Annotated in this window: 11 protein-coding genes; 4 read left to right on the forward strand and 7 right to left on the reverse strand. The window is 65.9% G+C overall.

Translation table 11 applies throughout. From position 1 onward, the window contains the following. Positions 1–171 precede the first annotated feature (171 nt). A complete protein-coding gene (locus FKZ61_RS19335) occupies positions 172–1,551 on the forward strand; it encodes an FAD-dependent oxidoreductase (protein WP_141611789.1) in 1,380 nt (459 codons plus the stop codon). Positions 1,552–1,589: 38 nt separating this feature from the next. Here the strand turns inward: FKZ61_RS19335 and FKZ61_RS19340 are convergent, their stop codons facing one another. The 6 genes from FKZ61_RS19340 to gyrA form a co-directional block, all read right to left on the reverse strand. Then, positions 1,590–2,303: an MBL fold metallo-hydrolase gene (locus FKZ61_RS19340; RefSeq protein WP_141611790.1), complete on the reverse strand. Its 714-nt coding sequence runs from the start codon at positions 2,301–2,303 to the stop codon at positions 1,590–1,592. A 60-nt stretch (positions 2,304–2,363) separates the two neighbouring features. Then, positions 2,364–2,672: a hypothetical protein gene (locus FKZ61_RS19345; protein ID WP_141611791.1), complete on the reverse strand. Its 309-nt coding sequence runs from the start codon at positions 2,670–2,672 to the stop codon at positions 2,364–2,366. Beyond that, entirely contained in the window at positions 2,672–3,370 is a 699-nt protein-coding gene (gene deoC, locus FKZ61_RS19350) for a deoxyribose-phosphate aldolase (RefSeq protein ID WP_141611826.1), read from the reverse strand. The genes FKZ61_RS19345 and deoC overlap by 1 nt, the downstream gene beginning before the upstream one ends. Before the next feature lie 362 nt (positions 3,371–3,732). Further along, positions 3,733–4,422, reverse strand: coding sequence for a signal peptidase I (gene lepB / locus FKZ61_RS19355; RefSeq protein WP_141611792.1), 690 nt, complete (start codon positions 4,420–4,422; stop codon positions 3,733–3,735). 363 nt (positions 4,423–4,785) lie between these two features. Further along, positions 4,786–6,153, reverse strand: coding sequence for an ATP-binding protein (locus FKZ61_RS19360; RefSeq protein WP_141611793.1), 1,368 nt, complete (start codon positions 6,151–6,153; stop codon positions 4,786–4,788). 44 nt (positions 6,154–6,197) lie between these two features. Further along, the gene (gene gyrA / locus FKZ61_RS19365; protein WP_170200029.1) at positions 6,198–8,861 is read right to left on the reverse strand and encodes a DNA gyrase subunit A; all 2,664 of its coding nucleotides are present in this window, start codon (positions 8,859–8,861) and stop codon (positions 6,198–6,200) included. A gap of 623 nt (positions 8,862–9,484) precedes the next feature. Between gyrA and FKZ61_RS19370 the strand changes: the two genes are divergently transcribed. Beyond that, a complete protein-coding gene (locus tag FKZ61_RS19370) occupies positions 9,485–11,542 on the forward strand; it encodes a protein O-mannosyl-transferase family (protein WP_141611795.1) in 2,058 nt (685 codons plus the stop codon). An 80-nt stretch (positions 11,543–11,622) separates the two neighbouring features. Here FKZ61_RS19370 and rplI read toward each other — a convergent pair whose 3' ends face one another. Next, entirely contained in the window at positions 11,623–12,219 is a 597-nt protein-coding gene (gene rplI, locus FKZ61_RS19375; RefSeq protein ID WP_141611796.1) for a 50S ribosomal protein L9, read from the reverse strand. Between the two features lie 226 nt (positions 12,220–12,445). Between rplI and FKZ61_RS24090 the strand changes: the two genes are divergently transcribed. Further along, the gene (locus FKZ61_RS24090; RefSeq protein WP_211358647.1) at positions 12,446–13,735 is read left to right on the forward strand and encodes an SH3 domain-containing protein; all 1,290 of its coding nucleotides are present in this window, start codon (positions 12,446–12,448) and stop codon (positions 13,733–13,735) included. A gap of 17 nt (positions 13,736–13,752) precedes the next feature. Next, positions 13,753–14,976 carry an SH3 domain-containing protein gene (locus FKZ61_RS19385; RefSeq protein ID WP_170200031.1) on the forward strand — a complete coding sequence of 408 codons (1,224 nt, stop codon included), beginning with the start codon at positions 13,753–13,755 and terminating at the stop codon, positions 14,974–14,976. The last annotated feature ends 55 nt before the right edge of the window (positions 14,977–15,031 follow it).

A 15,031-nucleotide genomic window follows, 5' to 3' on the forward strand; every position in this document is an offset into this window, starting at 1 on the left:
TATACTATCATTCCAGGGGGAGATTGTCAAATCAGCCCCACCCAAAATCACGAATACACTTTGGTTTTGTTACTGAGGTTACGGCCTGTAATCGCCCCATGGCGGTAGAATAGAATCGCAAACACCAATCATCGCCAGTACTCCACCATCGAAGTCACAAGGACGGCACCCATGTCATCTTCTACCATGGTCATCATCGGCGGCGACGCAGCAGGCATGAGCGCCGCCAGCAAGATCCGACGAGAATGCCCCGACACCCACGTCATCGTCTTCGAAAAAGGGGAACACATCAGCTATTCAGCCTGTGGGATGCCCTACTGGATCGGCGGTGTGGTCGACTCCGACCGTAGACTCCTGGTGCTGACGGTGGACGCAGCCCGCAAGCGCCGGGGAATCGACGTGCGGACCCACCACGAGGTGGTGGCCATCGACCCGGTCCGGAGAGAGGTCACCGTGCGCCAGCTTGGGGACGGCACCTCCTTCCAGCAGCCCTATGACCTGCTCCTGATCGCCACCGGCGCTTCACCGGCCAGGCCGCCCATCCCCGGCCTGGATCTGCCCGGCGTCTTCACCCTGCGCAGCCTCAGCCACGCCCAACAGATCTACCACTTCCTGGAGAGCCGGCAGCCCCGCCGGGCCGTGATCATTGGCGGCGGCTACATCGGCCTGGAGATGGCCGAGGCCTTCCGGGACCGGGAACTGGAGGTCACCGTCGTGGAGATGCTGCCCCAGATCCTGCCCAACTTCGACCCGGAGATGGTGGAAGAGGTGGCCGCGCACGTCCAACAGCAGGGCGTAACCATCCACACCGGCACCCGGGTCACAGCCATCCAGCAGGACAACCCGGGGTTGGCCGTGGTCACGGAGGAGGCGGGCACTTTGCCTGCGGATCTGGTGCTGGTGGCCACGGGCGTGCGCCCCAATGGGGAACTGGCCCGCCAGGCCGGCCTGCGCATGGGGCAGACCGGCGCCATCTGGGTGGACGACCACATGCGCACCAGCGATGAGCACATCTACGCGGCCGGCGATTGTGTCGAACACTATCACCTGGTCCTGGAGGAAAATGCCTGGATCCCCCTGGCCACGTCCGCTAACAAAGGGGGACGGGTGGCCGGGGAAAACATGGCCGGCGGCGATGCCCGCTTCCCGGGGATCCTGGGCACGGCGGTGGTCAAAGTCTTCGACTACACGGTGGCCGTCACCGGCGTAACCGAGCAGGCCGCCCGCGCCAGCGGCAAATTCGGTGAGCAGGGAGAATGGGTAGGCAGCGCGGTCATTACCAACGACGACAAGGCCGGCTACTGGCCGGGCGCGGAGCCCCTGAAGGTCAAGCTGGTCTTCGACCGGCGGGATGGTCGGGTGTTGGGTGGGCAACTGGCCGGCAAGGCCGGGGTCAACAAGCGCATCGACATTGTGGCCACGGCCATCACCGCGCGCATGACCGTGGCCGACGTGGGCATGCTGGATCTCTCCTATGCGCCGCCCTATTCCCACCCGTACGACCCGGTGCAGATCTGCGCCAATGTCGCGCTCAGGGATGTGGGCCGCTGAAGCCAGCAGGCTGGCTACCCATCCAGGGTCCCCGGGGGTTACACCTCGGTGGCAAAGAGGCGGCTGACCAGTGCCTTGACGCGTTTGCCCCCGTGGTTGAGGATGGGCGGGCCATGGCCGAAGACCACGGTCTCGAAGTCGTCGCCGTACTTCTTGGCCAGCTTCCAGAGGCTGCGCCGGGCGTTGTCCATATCGGTGGTGTAGATGCCGTTGGGCGGGCGCAGCTTGCCGCCCCGGTTGGAGAGGGCGTCGCCGGCGATGAGCAGGCGGCGTTCTCTGTGCAGGAGGGAGATGTGGCCGGGGGTGTGGCCAGGGGTGTGGATCACGGTAAAGCCTTCCGGCAGCGTCTGGCCGTCCACCAACAGTTCGTCCGGGGTGACAGGCCGCTGCTGGTAGCCAGGGAGCTGGCCCGCCAGCCAGAGGACAGGCCGCATCCAGAAGGCGCCGGGTCGTCGCCGCCAGGGGTATTCCAGCAACTCTTTCTCCACCGCATGGCAGGCGACCGGGGCCCGGGTGGCCCGACGGATCTGGGCCAGCCCGCCGGTGTGGTCCAGGTCGGCGTGGGTGACGATAATGCGCCGCACCCGGTGGTGTGGATGCCCGTGGCGGATCAGGGCATCCAGGATGGTCTTGGCATCCCGGGGAAAGCCTGTGTCGATCAGGGTGAGGCCTTCTTCCCACTCCCACAGGTAACAGTGGACCGCGTCGCCGATCTCATCAATTTCCCAAAGGCCTGGGATGATCTGTTTCATGGCACAGGGCGCTGGATCACGAGTGGATGATTTGGCAGGATAGGAAAGGGGCCGCCCATTTCAGGAACGTGTCCCCGAGTTGGGGCGAAAGAAGTACTCGCCACGGGTGCTCCCCAGGTGACGCAGGCGGGCCCGGGGGTGTTCGATGGCCGATTCCAGCTCCTGGGGGGAAAGGCCGGTGCATTCGGAGAGCCGCATCAAGGTCTGGAAACTTTCCTCATCCAGCTGGCGCAGCCGTTCCCGCTGTTCCTCGCTGAGCTTGTATCCCATCCAGGTGGTCTCTGGCTGGGTGAGCAACGCCTCTCGACAGGTGGGACAGCGCCAAACGTGGCCCACGATCAGGGCATAGTCCTGGACTCGGGCAGACATCAGTAGGTTTCTCCTCCCGTCGGGTCGACCGTGGGGGCCGCGGAAGCAGCCGGGTCACCCGCCATGAATCCCTGGACAATCTGCACGCCGGCGCTGGCACCGATGCGGGTGGCGCCGGCGGCAATCATGCGGCGGGCGTCGGCCGCGGTGCGGACGCCACCGGCCGCCTTGACGCCCATGTGGGGGCCCACCACCTGGCGCATCAGGGCCACGTCGGCGACGGTGGCGCCAGGGCCATTGAACCCGGTGGAGGTCTTCACAAAATCGGCTCCGGCCTCCTGGGCCAGGACACAGGCTGCCACCTTCTCCTCCTGGGTCAGCAGGCAAGTCTCAATGATCACCTTGACCAGGGCATCCTGGCCATGGGCGGCCTGGACGACGCCGGCAATATCCGCCCAGACGGCCTGCAGATCGCCATCCTTCAGGCGGCCGACGTTGATCACCATGTCCACTTCCTGCACCCCCAGGGCCACCAGCCGCTCGGTCTCCAGGGCCTTGGCCTCGGGCAGGGTGGCTCCCAGCGGGAACCCGGCCACCGAACAGACCCGAACTGGACTCTCGGCCAACAGCTCCACACAGAGGGCTGCCCAGGTGGGATTGACACAGACGGCGGCGAAGGTATATTCCTGGGCCTCGGCGCAGAGCCGGCGGATCTGGGCCGAGGTGGCGTCCGGCTTGAGGAGGGTGTGATCGATCATGGCGGCTACCTGGGCCGGGGTCAGGTCAGGCAGCGTCCCGGCTTCCTCCTGGGGCGGATGGCCCTGGAGCGCGGCGACCGCATCGGCGATTTTGGCACGCAGATCGGCCAGGGATGGGGCCGATGGACTCTGAGATGACTTGGACAACGGTGACCTCCTGTGATGGTCCAGTCAAAAAACGGCAGATGTTCGACCCGATGGCCGCCAGGCGGCACGGTGGGTGAAACTCTGCCAGGATAGGACAGGTGAAATGGTCAGCCAGGCCGCGACGGCCTGGCGTCAACACCCCGGCAGAAATTCCGGGTGCCCTCTGGGCGCGCCCGCCTCTGGTGGAAGCTGCCGGCGAATTCTTGCCGGCTTTTTTACGATGATCCGGCCACGGTGGCAGGGACGCCTGGCTCGAGGGCATAGTGCTGGATCAGGCCGAACTGATTGAGCGGCCAGACGCGCAGCCAGGCCTGGCCCACAATCAAGTCCTCCGAAAGCTGGCCGAAGCGTCGGCTGTCCGAGGAGTTGGGGCGGTTATCCCCCATGACGAAGAGATGGTCCGGTTCGATCACCACCGGCCCATAGACGGTGCCGGGGCTGAGGCGGTTCTGGGCGTAGGGTTCGTTCAACACCTTGCCGTTGATGTAGATGGTCTGATCCCGGATCTCCAGGGTGTCGCCGGGCAGGGCAATGACCCGTTTGATGTAGTCTTCGCTGGGGTTGTTGGGGTTGTGGAAGACGATGACGTCGCCCCGTTTCGGTGTGCCCAGCTTGTAGGCCAGCTTGTTGACCAGGATGAACTGCCCCTCGTAGAAGTTGGGCTCCATGGAGTGGCTCTCGATGCGGTAGTTCTGCACCACCTGGCGGATCAGAAGGAAGATCACCAGGGAGAGGACCACCGTTTCGACCACTTCCCGCAACAGCAGCCAGGCGGTCGGCGGCTGGGTCGCCGCGTCCGATGAATCGTCAGCCAGGCCTGGCTGGGCATCTACGTCTGTCTGGGTCAGGGAATACTCCGGGGGAACCGGCATGGATTCGCCCGCGCGATCCGATGTGTGTGTCATGGTAATTTTGCCAGCGTCTCTTTCTTAAACAAACTGCCCGGCGTATTATAGCACCCGCCCTGGCTGACTACAACTTGCCCGGGGGATCTTACCCGGTGAATGGGGATGCATCGCCAAACGGCCGGATGAAGGTCCGCCGTCATGCCCGTGTCCCCAGTAATATCCCAATTATCCCAATTGGGATATTAGGGGATTGGGGGTAACCACTCACCCTCGTTCCCACAGCTCCTTCCCCCGCTGGGGAAAGGAGGCCAGGGGGACGGCCAGAACAGCGATGATAAAGAATATCCCAAATATCCCAATTGGGATATTTGGGATATTATGGTCAACTCCTTTGCCTGGCCGGCCCCAGGCAGGGGGACTTCACTTCAGGATGTAGCGGGTGCCTCGTTTGTCGCCGATCTTCAAGAGCACGCCCTTGCTCACCAGGTCCGCCAGATCCAGGCGCAGGGTCTCCGCGCCCACGTGGGGGCAGAGCTCCCGGTAGTCCCGGTTGGTGATGGAGCCGTGGCGCTGCAGGTATTCGATGGCCTTGATCTGCCGCTCGTTCATGGTCTGCTCCCACTCCCGCACCACCCGGGCCGGATCTCGGGCGTTGTAGAGGATGACCGTGAAGCGATGGCTCTTGGCCTCGAACTTGGGCGGCATGTGGCCGGCGTTGACCATGTCTTCGATCATGCGGTCGATGCCCAGGCCCAGCTCTTCGATGTAGCCCCACTGGTATAGGCCGTTGACCAGCCGGGGGTTGCGGCTGTAGTGCTCGTCGACGATGTTGTCCAGGGTAATGTGGGCGGGCAGGCCGCCGGGGCTGGTGATCTCCAACCGGTCGCTGTACATGCGGATTTCAATGCTGCGGCCGGTGAGGCGATAGTCCCGGTGGGCGACGGCGTTGACCAGGGCCTCCCGCACCGCGGACTGGGGATATTCGGTCTCCTCCTGGCGTTGGAGGCCTCGCACCACGGCCCGCTTGTCCATCTCCTCCCAGATGACCCGCCAGGCCCGCTCGATGATGAGGGGCAGGGGGCCGATGAACTCCTCCCGCCGGCCGTAGCCAAAGTTCCCTTCGGGCCCCCGGGGCTGGACGTCGGCAAACTTGACGAAGATGGCCCGGCTATGGGGCAGGAAGAGCTGGGGCTCCTTGCCGAAGAGCAACAGGCCGCTGACCGTGGGCGTCCTGTCCTCGGTGAGGGCGCCGATCTGCTGGAGGAGCTTGTCCTTGGGCAGCACCGTGTGGCGGGGGTTGCGCTTCTGGCGTCGCTCCAGATAGTCCTCGATCACGTCCTCGTCCAGGTCATCCCGGGAAGCGCCGGGCACCGGCTGGAGTTCGAAGTCGCCTGAAGGACGGCCCGCCAGCAGCTGTTCCAGCTCCGCCCCCTGGACGGGCACGTTCTCCGTGCCCCGGCGCACCAGGATACGACCATCCCACAGGCTGTGGATGCCCTCCCCGCGAACCACCTGAAGGCGGACCACCGTGCCGCCGGCCACCTGCTGTTGGCTCCACTCGGTGCGCACCGGCGGCCGGCACAGACGCAGGGCTGCCTCCAGGGCATCTGCCGCATCCTCTTCCACAAAAATGTCGCCCAACTCGCCCTCCGCAGACATGCCCAACACCAGCACGCCGCCATCCGTGTTGGCCATGGCCGTCAAGGTCTCGGCAATGACCTCCGGATCTGCATGGGGCAAGAAGGCCAACTGGGGTCCAGGCTTCTGTTTGAGCAGGGAGGGTGCCAAGGCCTCACTCCTTGAAAAAACCAAACGTGCAAAGACGCGGGCGTCTACGCATCCTCTACGGGAGGGGCAGGCGTGGCCGCTGGGGCGGCAGCCAGATCGCCATCGTGGGCTGCTTCCGCTCCCTCCGCCTCGGCCAGGTACTCCTCGTCCTCATCCGAAGGCGACTCGTCCGCCACGTTCCGGTTGAGATCCTCGTAGGTCAACACCGCCAGGGCAGCCACCGTGTCCTCTTCCTGCAGGTTGACCACCCGCACGCCCCGGGCGGTGCGGCCCATGCGGCTGATGCCGGCCACCGCGGTGCGCAGGATGATGCCCTGGCTGGTGATGACCGTGATCTGGTCCTTCTCGTGGACCACCCGGGCGGCCACGATGGGGCCAGTCTCGGCCAGGCGTCGGTGGTCCGTGGTCCAGTAGCCCTGGGTGTAGCGTCCCTTGACGCTGTACTCGCTCAGGGGAACCCGTTTACCCCATCCCCGTTCGTGGAGCACCAGCAGTTCATAGCCGGGCCGGGCCACATCCAGGCTCACCACCTCGTCATCGTCCATCAGCCGGATGGCCATGACGCCGGCCGCGGTGCGGCCCATGGTCCGGACGCTCTCCTCGTGGAAGCGCAGGGCCTTGCCCCGCCGGGTGACCACGATGAACTCTTCGTTGCCGTTGGTCAGCCGCGCCCAGTCCAGGGAATCCCCGGGCTCCAGGCTCATGGCGATCAGGCCGCTGGGGCGTACATTGCTGAAGACGTTGAGGTCCATGCGTTTGATACGACCCCGGCGGGTGATCAGGGTCACATATTCAGCCTGCTCAAAGTCCGGCACCACCAGCATGGTGGTGACCCGCTCCTCCGGCTGCAGGTTCAGGACGTTGGCGATGTGGGCGCCCCGGGAAGTGCGGTTGCCCTCGGGCAGCTCGTAGACCCGGCTGCTGTAGACCCGGCCTTTGTCGGTGAAGAAGAGGATGTGGTCCAGGGTGCGGGCGAAGAAGAGGTTGATGACCTCATCCTCCTGGCGGGTGGCCATGCCCCGGACGCCTCGCCCACCCCGGCCCTGGGCCCGGAAGACATTGGCCGGCATGCGCTTGATGTAGGCGCCCGCGCTGTAGCTGATCAGGACATTGTCCTGGGTAATCAGGTCTTCGTCGCTGAAATCGCCGCTGGCAGTGGCCGAGATGAGCGTTCGCCGTTCGTCGCCGAACTTCTCCCGCAGCTCCATGATGTCGTCCCGCACCAGCGCCCGAATCTTGGGCGGGTTGGCCAGCAGATCCTCCAGGTAGGCGATGCGGGCCATGATCTCCTGGTATTCTTCTTCGATCTTCTGGCGCTCCAGGGCGGCCAGCCGGCGGAGCTGCATATCCAGGATAGCCTGGGCCTGGACTTCCGTCAGGCCGAAGCGTTCCATGAGGGCCGTGCGCGCGGCCTCGGCGCTGTCGCTGCTGCGGATGGTCTGGATCACTTCGTCCAGGAACTGGAGGGCGATGCGCAGCCCTTCCAGGATGTGGGCCCGCTCCCGGGCTTTGCCCAGCTGGTACTGGGTGCGCCGGGTGAGGACGTCCACCCGATGTTCGATGTAGACCAGCAGGGCCTTGCGCAGGCTCAGGGTCACCGGCTCGCCCCGCACCAGGGCCAGGTTGTTGACGCCGAAGGTGGTCTGGAGCTGGGTGTGCTTGAAGAGGCGGTTGCGCACCTTCTTGGGGGCCACGCCCCGCTTCAGCTCGATGACGATGCGCATGCCCGTGCGGTCGCTCTCATCCCGCAGGTCGCTGATCTGGTCCAGCACGCCGTTGCGGACCAGTTCGGCGATGCGCTCGATGAGGACCGATTTGTTGACCTGGTAGGGGATCTCGGTGACGATGATGCGGAAGCGCCCGCTACTGGTCTCCTCGATCTGGGTCTTGGCCCGCAGCAGGATGCGCCCCCGGCCGGTGCCGTAGGCCTGTTTGATGCCTTCGGTACCCAGAATGATCCCCCCGGTGGGGAAGTCCGGCCCTTTGACGAACTGCATCAGCTCATCCAGGCCGATCTCATCCCGGCGCTCCCAGTGGTCGATGAGGTAGGCCACTGCGTCGGCGATCTCCCGCAGGTTGTGGGGCGGGATGTTGGTGGCCATGCCCACCGCGATGCCGCTGGTCCCGTTGACCAGCAGGTTGGGCAACATGGCGGGCAACACCTGGGGCTCCTGGAGGCTGTCGTCGAAGTTCGACATCCAGTCCACCGTATCCAGGTCGATGTCCCGCAGCATGGTTTCGGCGATGGGCGCCAGGCGGGCCTCGGTGTAGCGCATGGCCGCGGGGCTGTCGCCATCCACGCTGCCGAAGTTGCCCTGGCCGTCCACCAGGGGATAGCGCAGGCTGAAGTCTTGGGCCATGCGGGCCATGGCGTCGTAGACGGCGCCGTCGCCGTGGGGGTGATACTTACCCAGGACTTCACCGACGATACGGGCGCTCTTCTTGTAAGCGGCATTGGGCTGGAGGCCCATATCGTGCATGGCGTAGAGGATGCGCCGATGGACGGGCTTGAGGCCGTCTCGAGCGTCGGGCAGGGCCCGGGCCACGATCACGCTCATGGCGTAGTCCAGGTAACTGGCCCGCATCTCCTCTTCGATGGAGATGTGGCGCACATGGCCGATGCCCGCGCCGTTGCTGCTGATCTCACCGTTGACGGCGCCGTTCGAAGAGGCCTCGTCACCGTTCTGCGAATCGAGGTATTCCGCCATACCGTTCACTCCGAAAAGTTGTCCAATGAAATCAAAGCCCATCTCCCCGATGGGTGCGTCCCCCTGGGTTCAGGGGGGAAGATCGGGTTGGCCCGGGCCCTACCAGGGGTAGATGAGCTGAGATCAGAGTCTGTCCATTGACTTTATTATACCCGATCTGGGCCCATTTCCCTAAGATGAAGGGGGCCTCGCGAGGGTGCTACCCCTTCACCCGCCTGGGATCAGGCGAGACCGTGCGGCCGGAGACCGCCCCTACGAGAGGCGCCCCTTCGTAGGCGCAGCTCGCAGCTGCGCACCCGTCGATATCCCTTCACCCGCCTGGGATCAGGCAAAACCGTGTGGCCGGAGACCGCACCTACGACAAGGGCCGTCACCCGCGCGGTTGGGTACAACGGGGATGTAGGGCGGGTCTCTGGCCCGCCGTGGGTGGCCGTCTCCGACACCATCGTATGGCCGGAGACCGCACCTACGACAAGGGCCGTCACCCGCGCGGTTGGGAACAACGGGGATGTAGGGCGGGTCTCTGGCCCGCCGTGGGTGGTCGGTTCTGCGGGGAACCGGCTACCGGGAGACGGTGGCCGTTGGCTTTGACACAGGCCGCGCGGACGTGCTAGCATCGGGCCATGGTTCGCAACTGGGGAGCCGCCCGGGTGAAGGTGGCGGCCGAGAGAGACGAAGGCGTGGAAGTGGAACGGGCGCACTGGGCCAGCCGTATCCTGCTGGCCATAGCCCTGCTCCTGTACCTGGCCACCCTGGACAACGGCTTCCAGCCCTACGAGCTACGGGGCGGTGATCTGATCACCCACCAATACGCCCAGGTCCAGGCCCGACCCAGCAACGCCCCGGGCTACCCCCTCTACACCATGGGCGGCTGGCTCTGGTTCCACGGCCTGCGCCAGGTATTCCGCTGGCTGGGCGTGACCCATCCCAACCCCATTCCCATCCTGAGCAGCTACAGCACCCTGTGGGCCCTGCTGGCCCTCTGGCTCCTCTATCGCACGGGCTGCCACCTCACCCGCAGCCCGGATCGGCCCGGCGGCAACTGGCCCCTGGCCTGGCTGGTGGCCGGCTTCTACGGGGTCACCTACTTCTTCTGGTACTACGCCACCACCACGGAACAGTACACCAGCGCCATTGCCCAGACCCTGGCCATCGTCTACGTCTACCTGCGCTGGCGAGAGGCGCCGGAGCCCGACAACCGCTTCCTCTACCTGCTGGCCCTGCTGTCTGGCCTCTCCCTGGCCCACATGCTCACCGTGGCCTTCATCGTGCCCCCCCTGGTAGCGGTGATGCTGTGGCAGGCGCCAGGCCTGCTACGGCGGATTCGGCCGCTGGCGGGGACGGTCCTGGCCGCGCTGCTGCCACTCCTCAGCTACGCATATGTCTACCTGAGGGGAGCCGCGCACCCCGAGTGGTGGGGTGAGGGACCGTGGCGCACCCCAGGCGAGTGGTTCTGGGCCTTTGTCAGCACGGCCCAGGGGCGAGAAGAGCTGAGCTGGGGCTTCGAGCCGGGCCGGGCCTTCTTCGGCAACGGTTTCCCGGAATTGATCTGGCAGGAGCTGAGCATCCCCATCCTGATCCTGGGCCTGGTGGGAATCGCCCTGCTGGGTCGGCGGCTGGCCTGGCTCCTCTATGGCACCCTGGCCATCTACCTGGGCTTCTGCTGGGCCTACCGCTACGGCAACTGGTTCCAGGTCATCCTGCCCACCTATCCCCTCATCCTGCTGGGCGTGCTCGCCCTGGCGGATCGCTGGCAGCGCCGGCCATGGCCCCCAGCGCCCGGCTGGCTGCGTACCTGGCTACCCGCCCTCCTGCTTCTGGCGGCCATCGCCTGGCGCACAACTGCCTCCCTGCCCGGGGCCAATAGCCACAACCGTCCCCAGGACACAGCCCTGGACCGGGCGGCCGTGCTCCTGGACCAGCCCCTGCCCATCGGCGCCGGACTCTTCGCCGCGGTGGACGACGCCCTGGCCCTGGACTACCTGACCCGGATCTGGCAGATCCGCCCGGATCTGGCCGTGGTGGGCAGTGATCAGGCCGCGACGCGCCTGGCCCACCACCAGCTTGTCCTGGCCACGTGGGACGCGGCCGCCACCCTGCGGGCCGAGCTGCCCCCCACCCTGCCGGTGACGGTCCAGAGCTTCGGGGCAGATTGGCTGGCGTTCCAGCACGGCCAGGCGGCCCATCCTCTGGCCGCTGCCCAGGGCCAGCCGGTGAATTGGACGGTGAGCGTGGGAGACAACTTGGGGGACAACCTGAGGGACGGGGAGGGAGTGGTGGTGTTGGAGCGCATCGCGGTGACCCCCGCGCCCCAGGGTGCGCCGGTGCGTCGACAGGCCCCGCCGGGCCTGGACGTGACCCTCTATTGGCGTCTGCCTGCGACCGGCTGGCCCCAGGGGCTCGCCATCAGCCTCCGGCTCACCCGGGGCGGCGCCCTGATTCCAGCTCCGGAAGATCCGGCCGGCGGGTTCATCCAGCAGGATCGCCCCGGGCCGGCCCATGGCCATCTGACGCTGTCGGGCTGGCCGCCTGACGAGCCGGTGGCGGATGGCTACCGGCTGCCCCTCCCCGCCATGGGCCAGGTGGACGGCCTGCAACTGGTGCTCTACCGGGTTGTGGATGGTGGGTTTGAAACCGTGGCCGTGTTGGATCTGCCCCTGCCGGACCTCTCGGGGCAATGACGCCACGGATTTGCAGGGAAGTCCGGGAAATAAAAGACGCCGCCGGATCGTCCGGCGGCGTCTTTTCTGGCAGTCGAAACTCAGGCCTCTTCTGCCTCGGCAGCTGCGGCCTTGGCCTGAGCCTGGGCAGCTGCAGCCTTTTCCGCCGCAGCTTTTTCCGCCGCAGCTTTCTCGGCGGCCGCCTTCTCCGCAGCCCGCTTTTCGGCATCGGCCCAGGTTTCCCCTTCCCGGACCACGGCCACCTGGAATTCGGCGGACACCTCGGGCACCAGCCGGATCTCCAGCGTGTACAGGCCCAGCTCCCGGATGGGCTGGTCCAGCTGGATCTTCCGCCGGTCCACCTCGAAGCCGGTGGCTTCCGCCAGCTTCTCGGCAATGTCGGCGCTGGTGACCGAGCCGTAAAGCCGGTCGTTTTCGCCGGCCCGGGCCTCAAAGAGCAGGCGCTGCTGCCGGATCACCTCGGCCTGGGCTTCGGCGTTGGCCCGCTCCCGGGCCCGGCGCCGGATGCCGGCCTGCCGGCTCTCTTCTGCCTGCTTGAGCGCGCCCTTGGTGGCCAGGATGGCCAGGCCCCGCGGCATCAAGTAGTTGCGCGCATAGCCGCCGGCCACGCTGTGGACTTCTCCTGCCAGCCCCAGGTCCGGTACGTCCTGGGTTAAAATTACCTTCATACGAGCCATTTGAACACCCTGCTTTCGTCCTATCGAATGAATTTCCCGCTGGATATCAGCGTTTTATCATCGCGTTCCAGTCAATAGCCTTGCTATTGTATTAGAGAGCGCTGGAATCACCAAATTTTTCCTGACCATCCATTAGCGCATCAGGCGGCTTCGTGCTATACTCGCGGCCATCCGGAGGCTGCCGCCCGACCGGTTGGCGCTTCAGCAAGAGGAATTTGAGGACATCGTGTCGTTGCATGACAGCCACTTCGTTCCCCGGACACAGCCGCCATCATCTGTGCAGCCCAAGAGCAGACCGTCGGCCCCAGCGGAGCGGTCAACCCGTAAGAAGGCCGACCTTCGTTCCCTGCTGGGGGTGGGGCTTCTCCTGGTGGGGCTCCTGGTGGGATGTTCGGCAGCCGACCTGGTGAACCGGGAGCCTGAACCTGTGCCGACCCGTGTCCCGGCGCCTACCTTTTCGCCGACGCCAGAGTTCATCCGTGCACCCATCGTGGTGACGCCGCCCAGGACGGGTACACCGGGCGTGCTCATTGTCCCCCCTGGAGTGGATCCCAGCACCTTGATTCCCATCCCAACCACGCCGCCCCCCACGGCCACCCAACCGGAGATCGCCCCACCCGAGGGGACGCCGCTGGCCATGGAGCCGCCCGGCCCCCAGGCGCCCACCGCCACCGGCCCCGCCTCGCCCATCCTGCTGCCCACGGCCACCCCCACGCCGTTGCCCACGGATACCCCCACCCCGACCCCCACGCCCTACGTGGTGGTGGAAAGTGGCCTGGTCAACCTGCGCAGCGGCCCCGGCCCGGAATATCCCCTGGTGGCCCAGTTGGGGCCAGGCATCCCCGTGGCCATCGTGGGGCAGAACCCGGAAGGCACCTGGTACCAGATCTGCTGCGTGAACGGCGAATCCGTCTGGGTGGCGGAAAATCACGTGCGGGTGGTGAACGACACCCGACAGGTGGCCCTGGTATTGGCGGATCCACCGCCCACGGCGACCCCCACGCCCACCGCCACCGACACCCCTACCATCACGCCCACGCCCACGGCCACCCCTTATCCCTTTGCCGTGGCCGAGGGGCCTCTCTTCTTTCCCAGCAACAACCCATGGCTCACCATCTGGGTCAAGGTGTTCGTGCCCAACCCGGGCGGGGATATTCCCCTGCCCGGCTATCACCTGGATGTGAAATTCCGCAACCGGGACTTCAACTCCAGCTTTGAGAGCCGCCCCAACACCAAGGGAGAAGAGCCCAGCTTCGACCACTTTGAATACAGCGTCCCACCGGGCACGGCCAGCGGCAACCGGGTGCCGTTCAACTACAAATATGAATTCAAGCCGCCAGATCCCAGGTCGCTGGATCCAACCAGCACCGATTCCCCCCTCAAATTGATCGACGGCTACTGGCAGATCTACCTGACCGACGGCGCAGGCAACCAGCTCTCGGCGCCCATCGAGTTCAACACGCTGCTGGGGAACCCCAACCTGGAAGTGTACGTGGCCTGGGCGCGGATTCGCTGAACCCATCGCGGAAGACGATGAGAAGGCAAGCTCGTGAACGTTCGACCACAGACCGGCCCCGAGAGGCCATCCATACCGAACGCCCAGCAGGCAGGCGGCCCCATGGGCTGGATCTGCTCTGGCCCTGGCTACTCATGGGCCTCCTGCTGCTGGGCTGCTCCGCCGCGGACCTGGTGCAACGGAGCCGGGTCACGCCCACGCCGGAGCCCATAGCCGTGCTGGTACCCACCTTCACCCCGACCCCCGACCAGCGGCTGCCCGTGATCATCGTCACCCCGCCGGCAGATGGCAAACCCGGCCTGATCATCGTGCCGCCGGGCATGGACCCCAGCGCCGTGCTGCCGGTGTTGCCCAGCGCCACGCCCGCCCCACCGGATATCTCCACCCCCCCGGTGGAGCCCACACCCGGCCAGCCCCCCTCAGTGCCCGGTCCCATGCCGGCCACGGCCACCCCCAGCCCTTCCCCCACGGCGACCCCCAGCCCGACGCCCACGCCCTACGTCCTGGTGGAAAGTGGCCTGGTGGCGCTGCGCACAGGTCCCGGCGTGGAATATCCCCAGGTCACCCAGCTGGGGCCGGGGATTCCAGTGGCCATCATCGGCCGCAACATCGAGGGTACCTGGTACGAGATCTGCTGCATCAGCGGCCTGACCCTGTGGGTTGCCGCGTCCCATGTGGCCGTGCGCAACGACGTGAGCCAGGTGGCCATCGGCAGCGCCGGCCCGCCGCCCACCGCCACGCCCACCTTTACACCCACGGCGACAGACACGCCCACGGCGACCCCCACGCCCACGCCCTACCCGTTCGAGAAGAGCATCGGCCCCCAGTTCTTCCCCACCAGCAACGAGTTCCTGACCATCTGGGCCAAGATCTTCGCCGGGCCCAACGACCAGCGGGCCGATCCCCTGACCGGCTACCGACTGCGGGTCTTCTTTGAAGGCTTTGAGCGGCCCAACGCCAGCGGCATGGAATTCAGCGTGGACACCTTTCAGCGGGCCGGACCTCCGGGAGATGGGAAAAATACGGTACAATACAACTTCAAGTACGAGTACTACCCGCCGGATCCCCAGACGGCCGGGGCCAGCAGCGGCACCACCCGGCTGCAACTGTTGGGGACCGGCACCTGGACGGTCTACGTGACCGATGGATCGGGCGCACAGCTTTCCGAAGCGGTTACCTTTACCACGGCCCCCGACAATCCGAATCGTGAAATTTACATTGGCTGGACGCGAGTACGTTGATGAATCAGAATCGGTACAATCAGACCCGGTACAATCAGACCCGGTACAATCGAAA

The organism is Litorilinea aerophila, assembly GCF_006569185.2.
Lineage (GTDB): Bacteria > Chloroflexota > Anaerolineae > Caldilineales > Caldilineaceae > Litorilinea > Litorilinea aerophila.

Excerpts from the sequence above, each read along its gene's own strand:
- deoC (WP_141611826.1), bottom strand. The coding sequence starts at position 3,370 with ATGATCGATCACACCCTCCTCAAGCCGGACGCCACCTCGGCCCAGATC.
- rplI (WP_141611796.1), bottom strand. The coding sequence starts at position 12,219 with ATGGCTCGTATGAAGGTAATTTTAACCCAGGACGTACCGGACCTGGGG.
- FKZ61_RS19335 (WP_141611789.1), top strand. The coding sequence starts at position 172 with ATGTCATCTTCTACCATGGTCATCATCGGCGGCGACGCAGCAGGCATG.
- gyrA (WP_170200029.1), bottom strand. The coding sequence starts at position 8,861 with ATGGCGGAATACCTCGATTCGCAGAACGGTGACGAGGCCTCTTCGAAC.
- FKZ61_RS19340 (WP_141611790.1), bottom strand. The coding sequence starts at position 2,303 with ATGAAACAGATCATCCCAGGCCTTTGGGAAATTGATGAGATCGGCGAC.
- FKZ61_RS19385 (WP_170200031.1), top strand. The coding sequence starts at position 13,753 with ATGAGAAGGCAAGCTCGTGAACGTTCGACCACAGACCGGCCCCGAGAG.
- lepB (WP_141611792.1), bottom strand. The coding sequence starts at position 4,422 with ATGACACACACATCGGATCGCGCGGGCGAATCCATGCCGGTTCCCCCG.
- FKZ61_RS19370 (WP_141611795.1), top strand. The coding sequence starts at position 9,485 with ATGGTTCGCAACTGGGGAGCCGCCCGGGTGAAGGTGGCGGCCGAGAGA.
- FKZ61_RS19345 (WP_141611791.1), bottom strand. The coding sequence starts at position 2,672 with ATGTCTGCCCGAGTCCAGGACTATGCCCTGATCGTGGGCCACGTTTGG.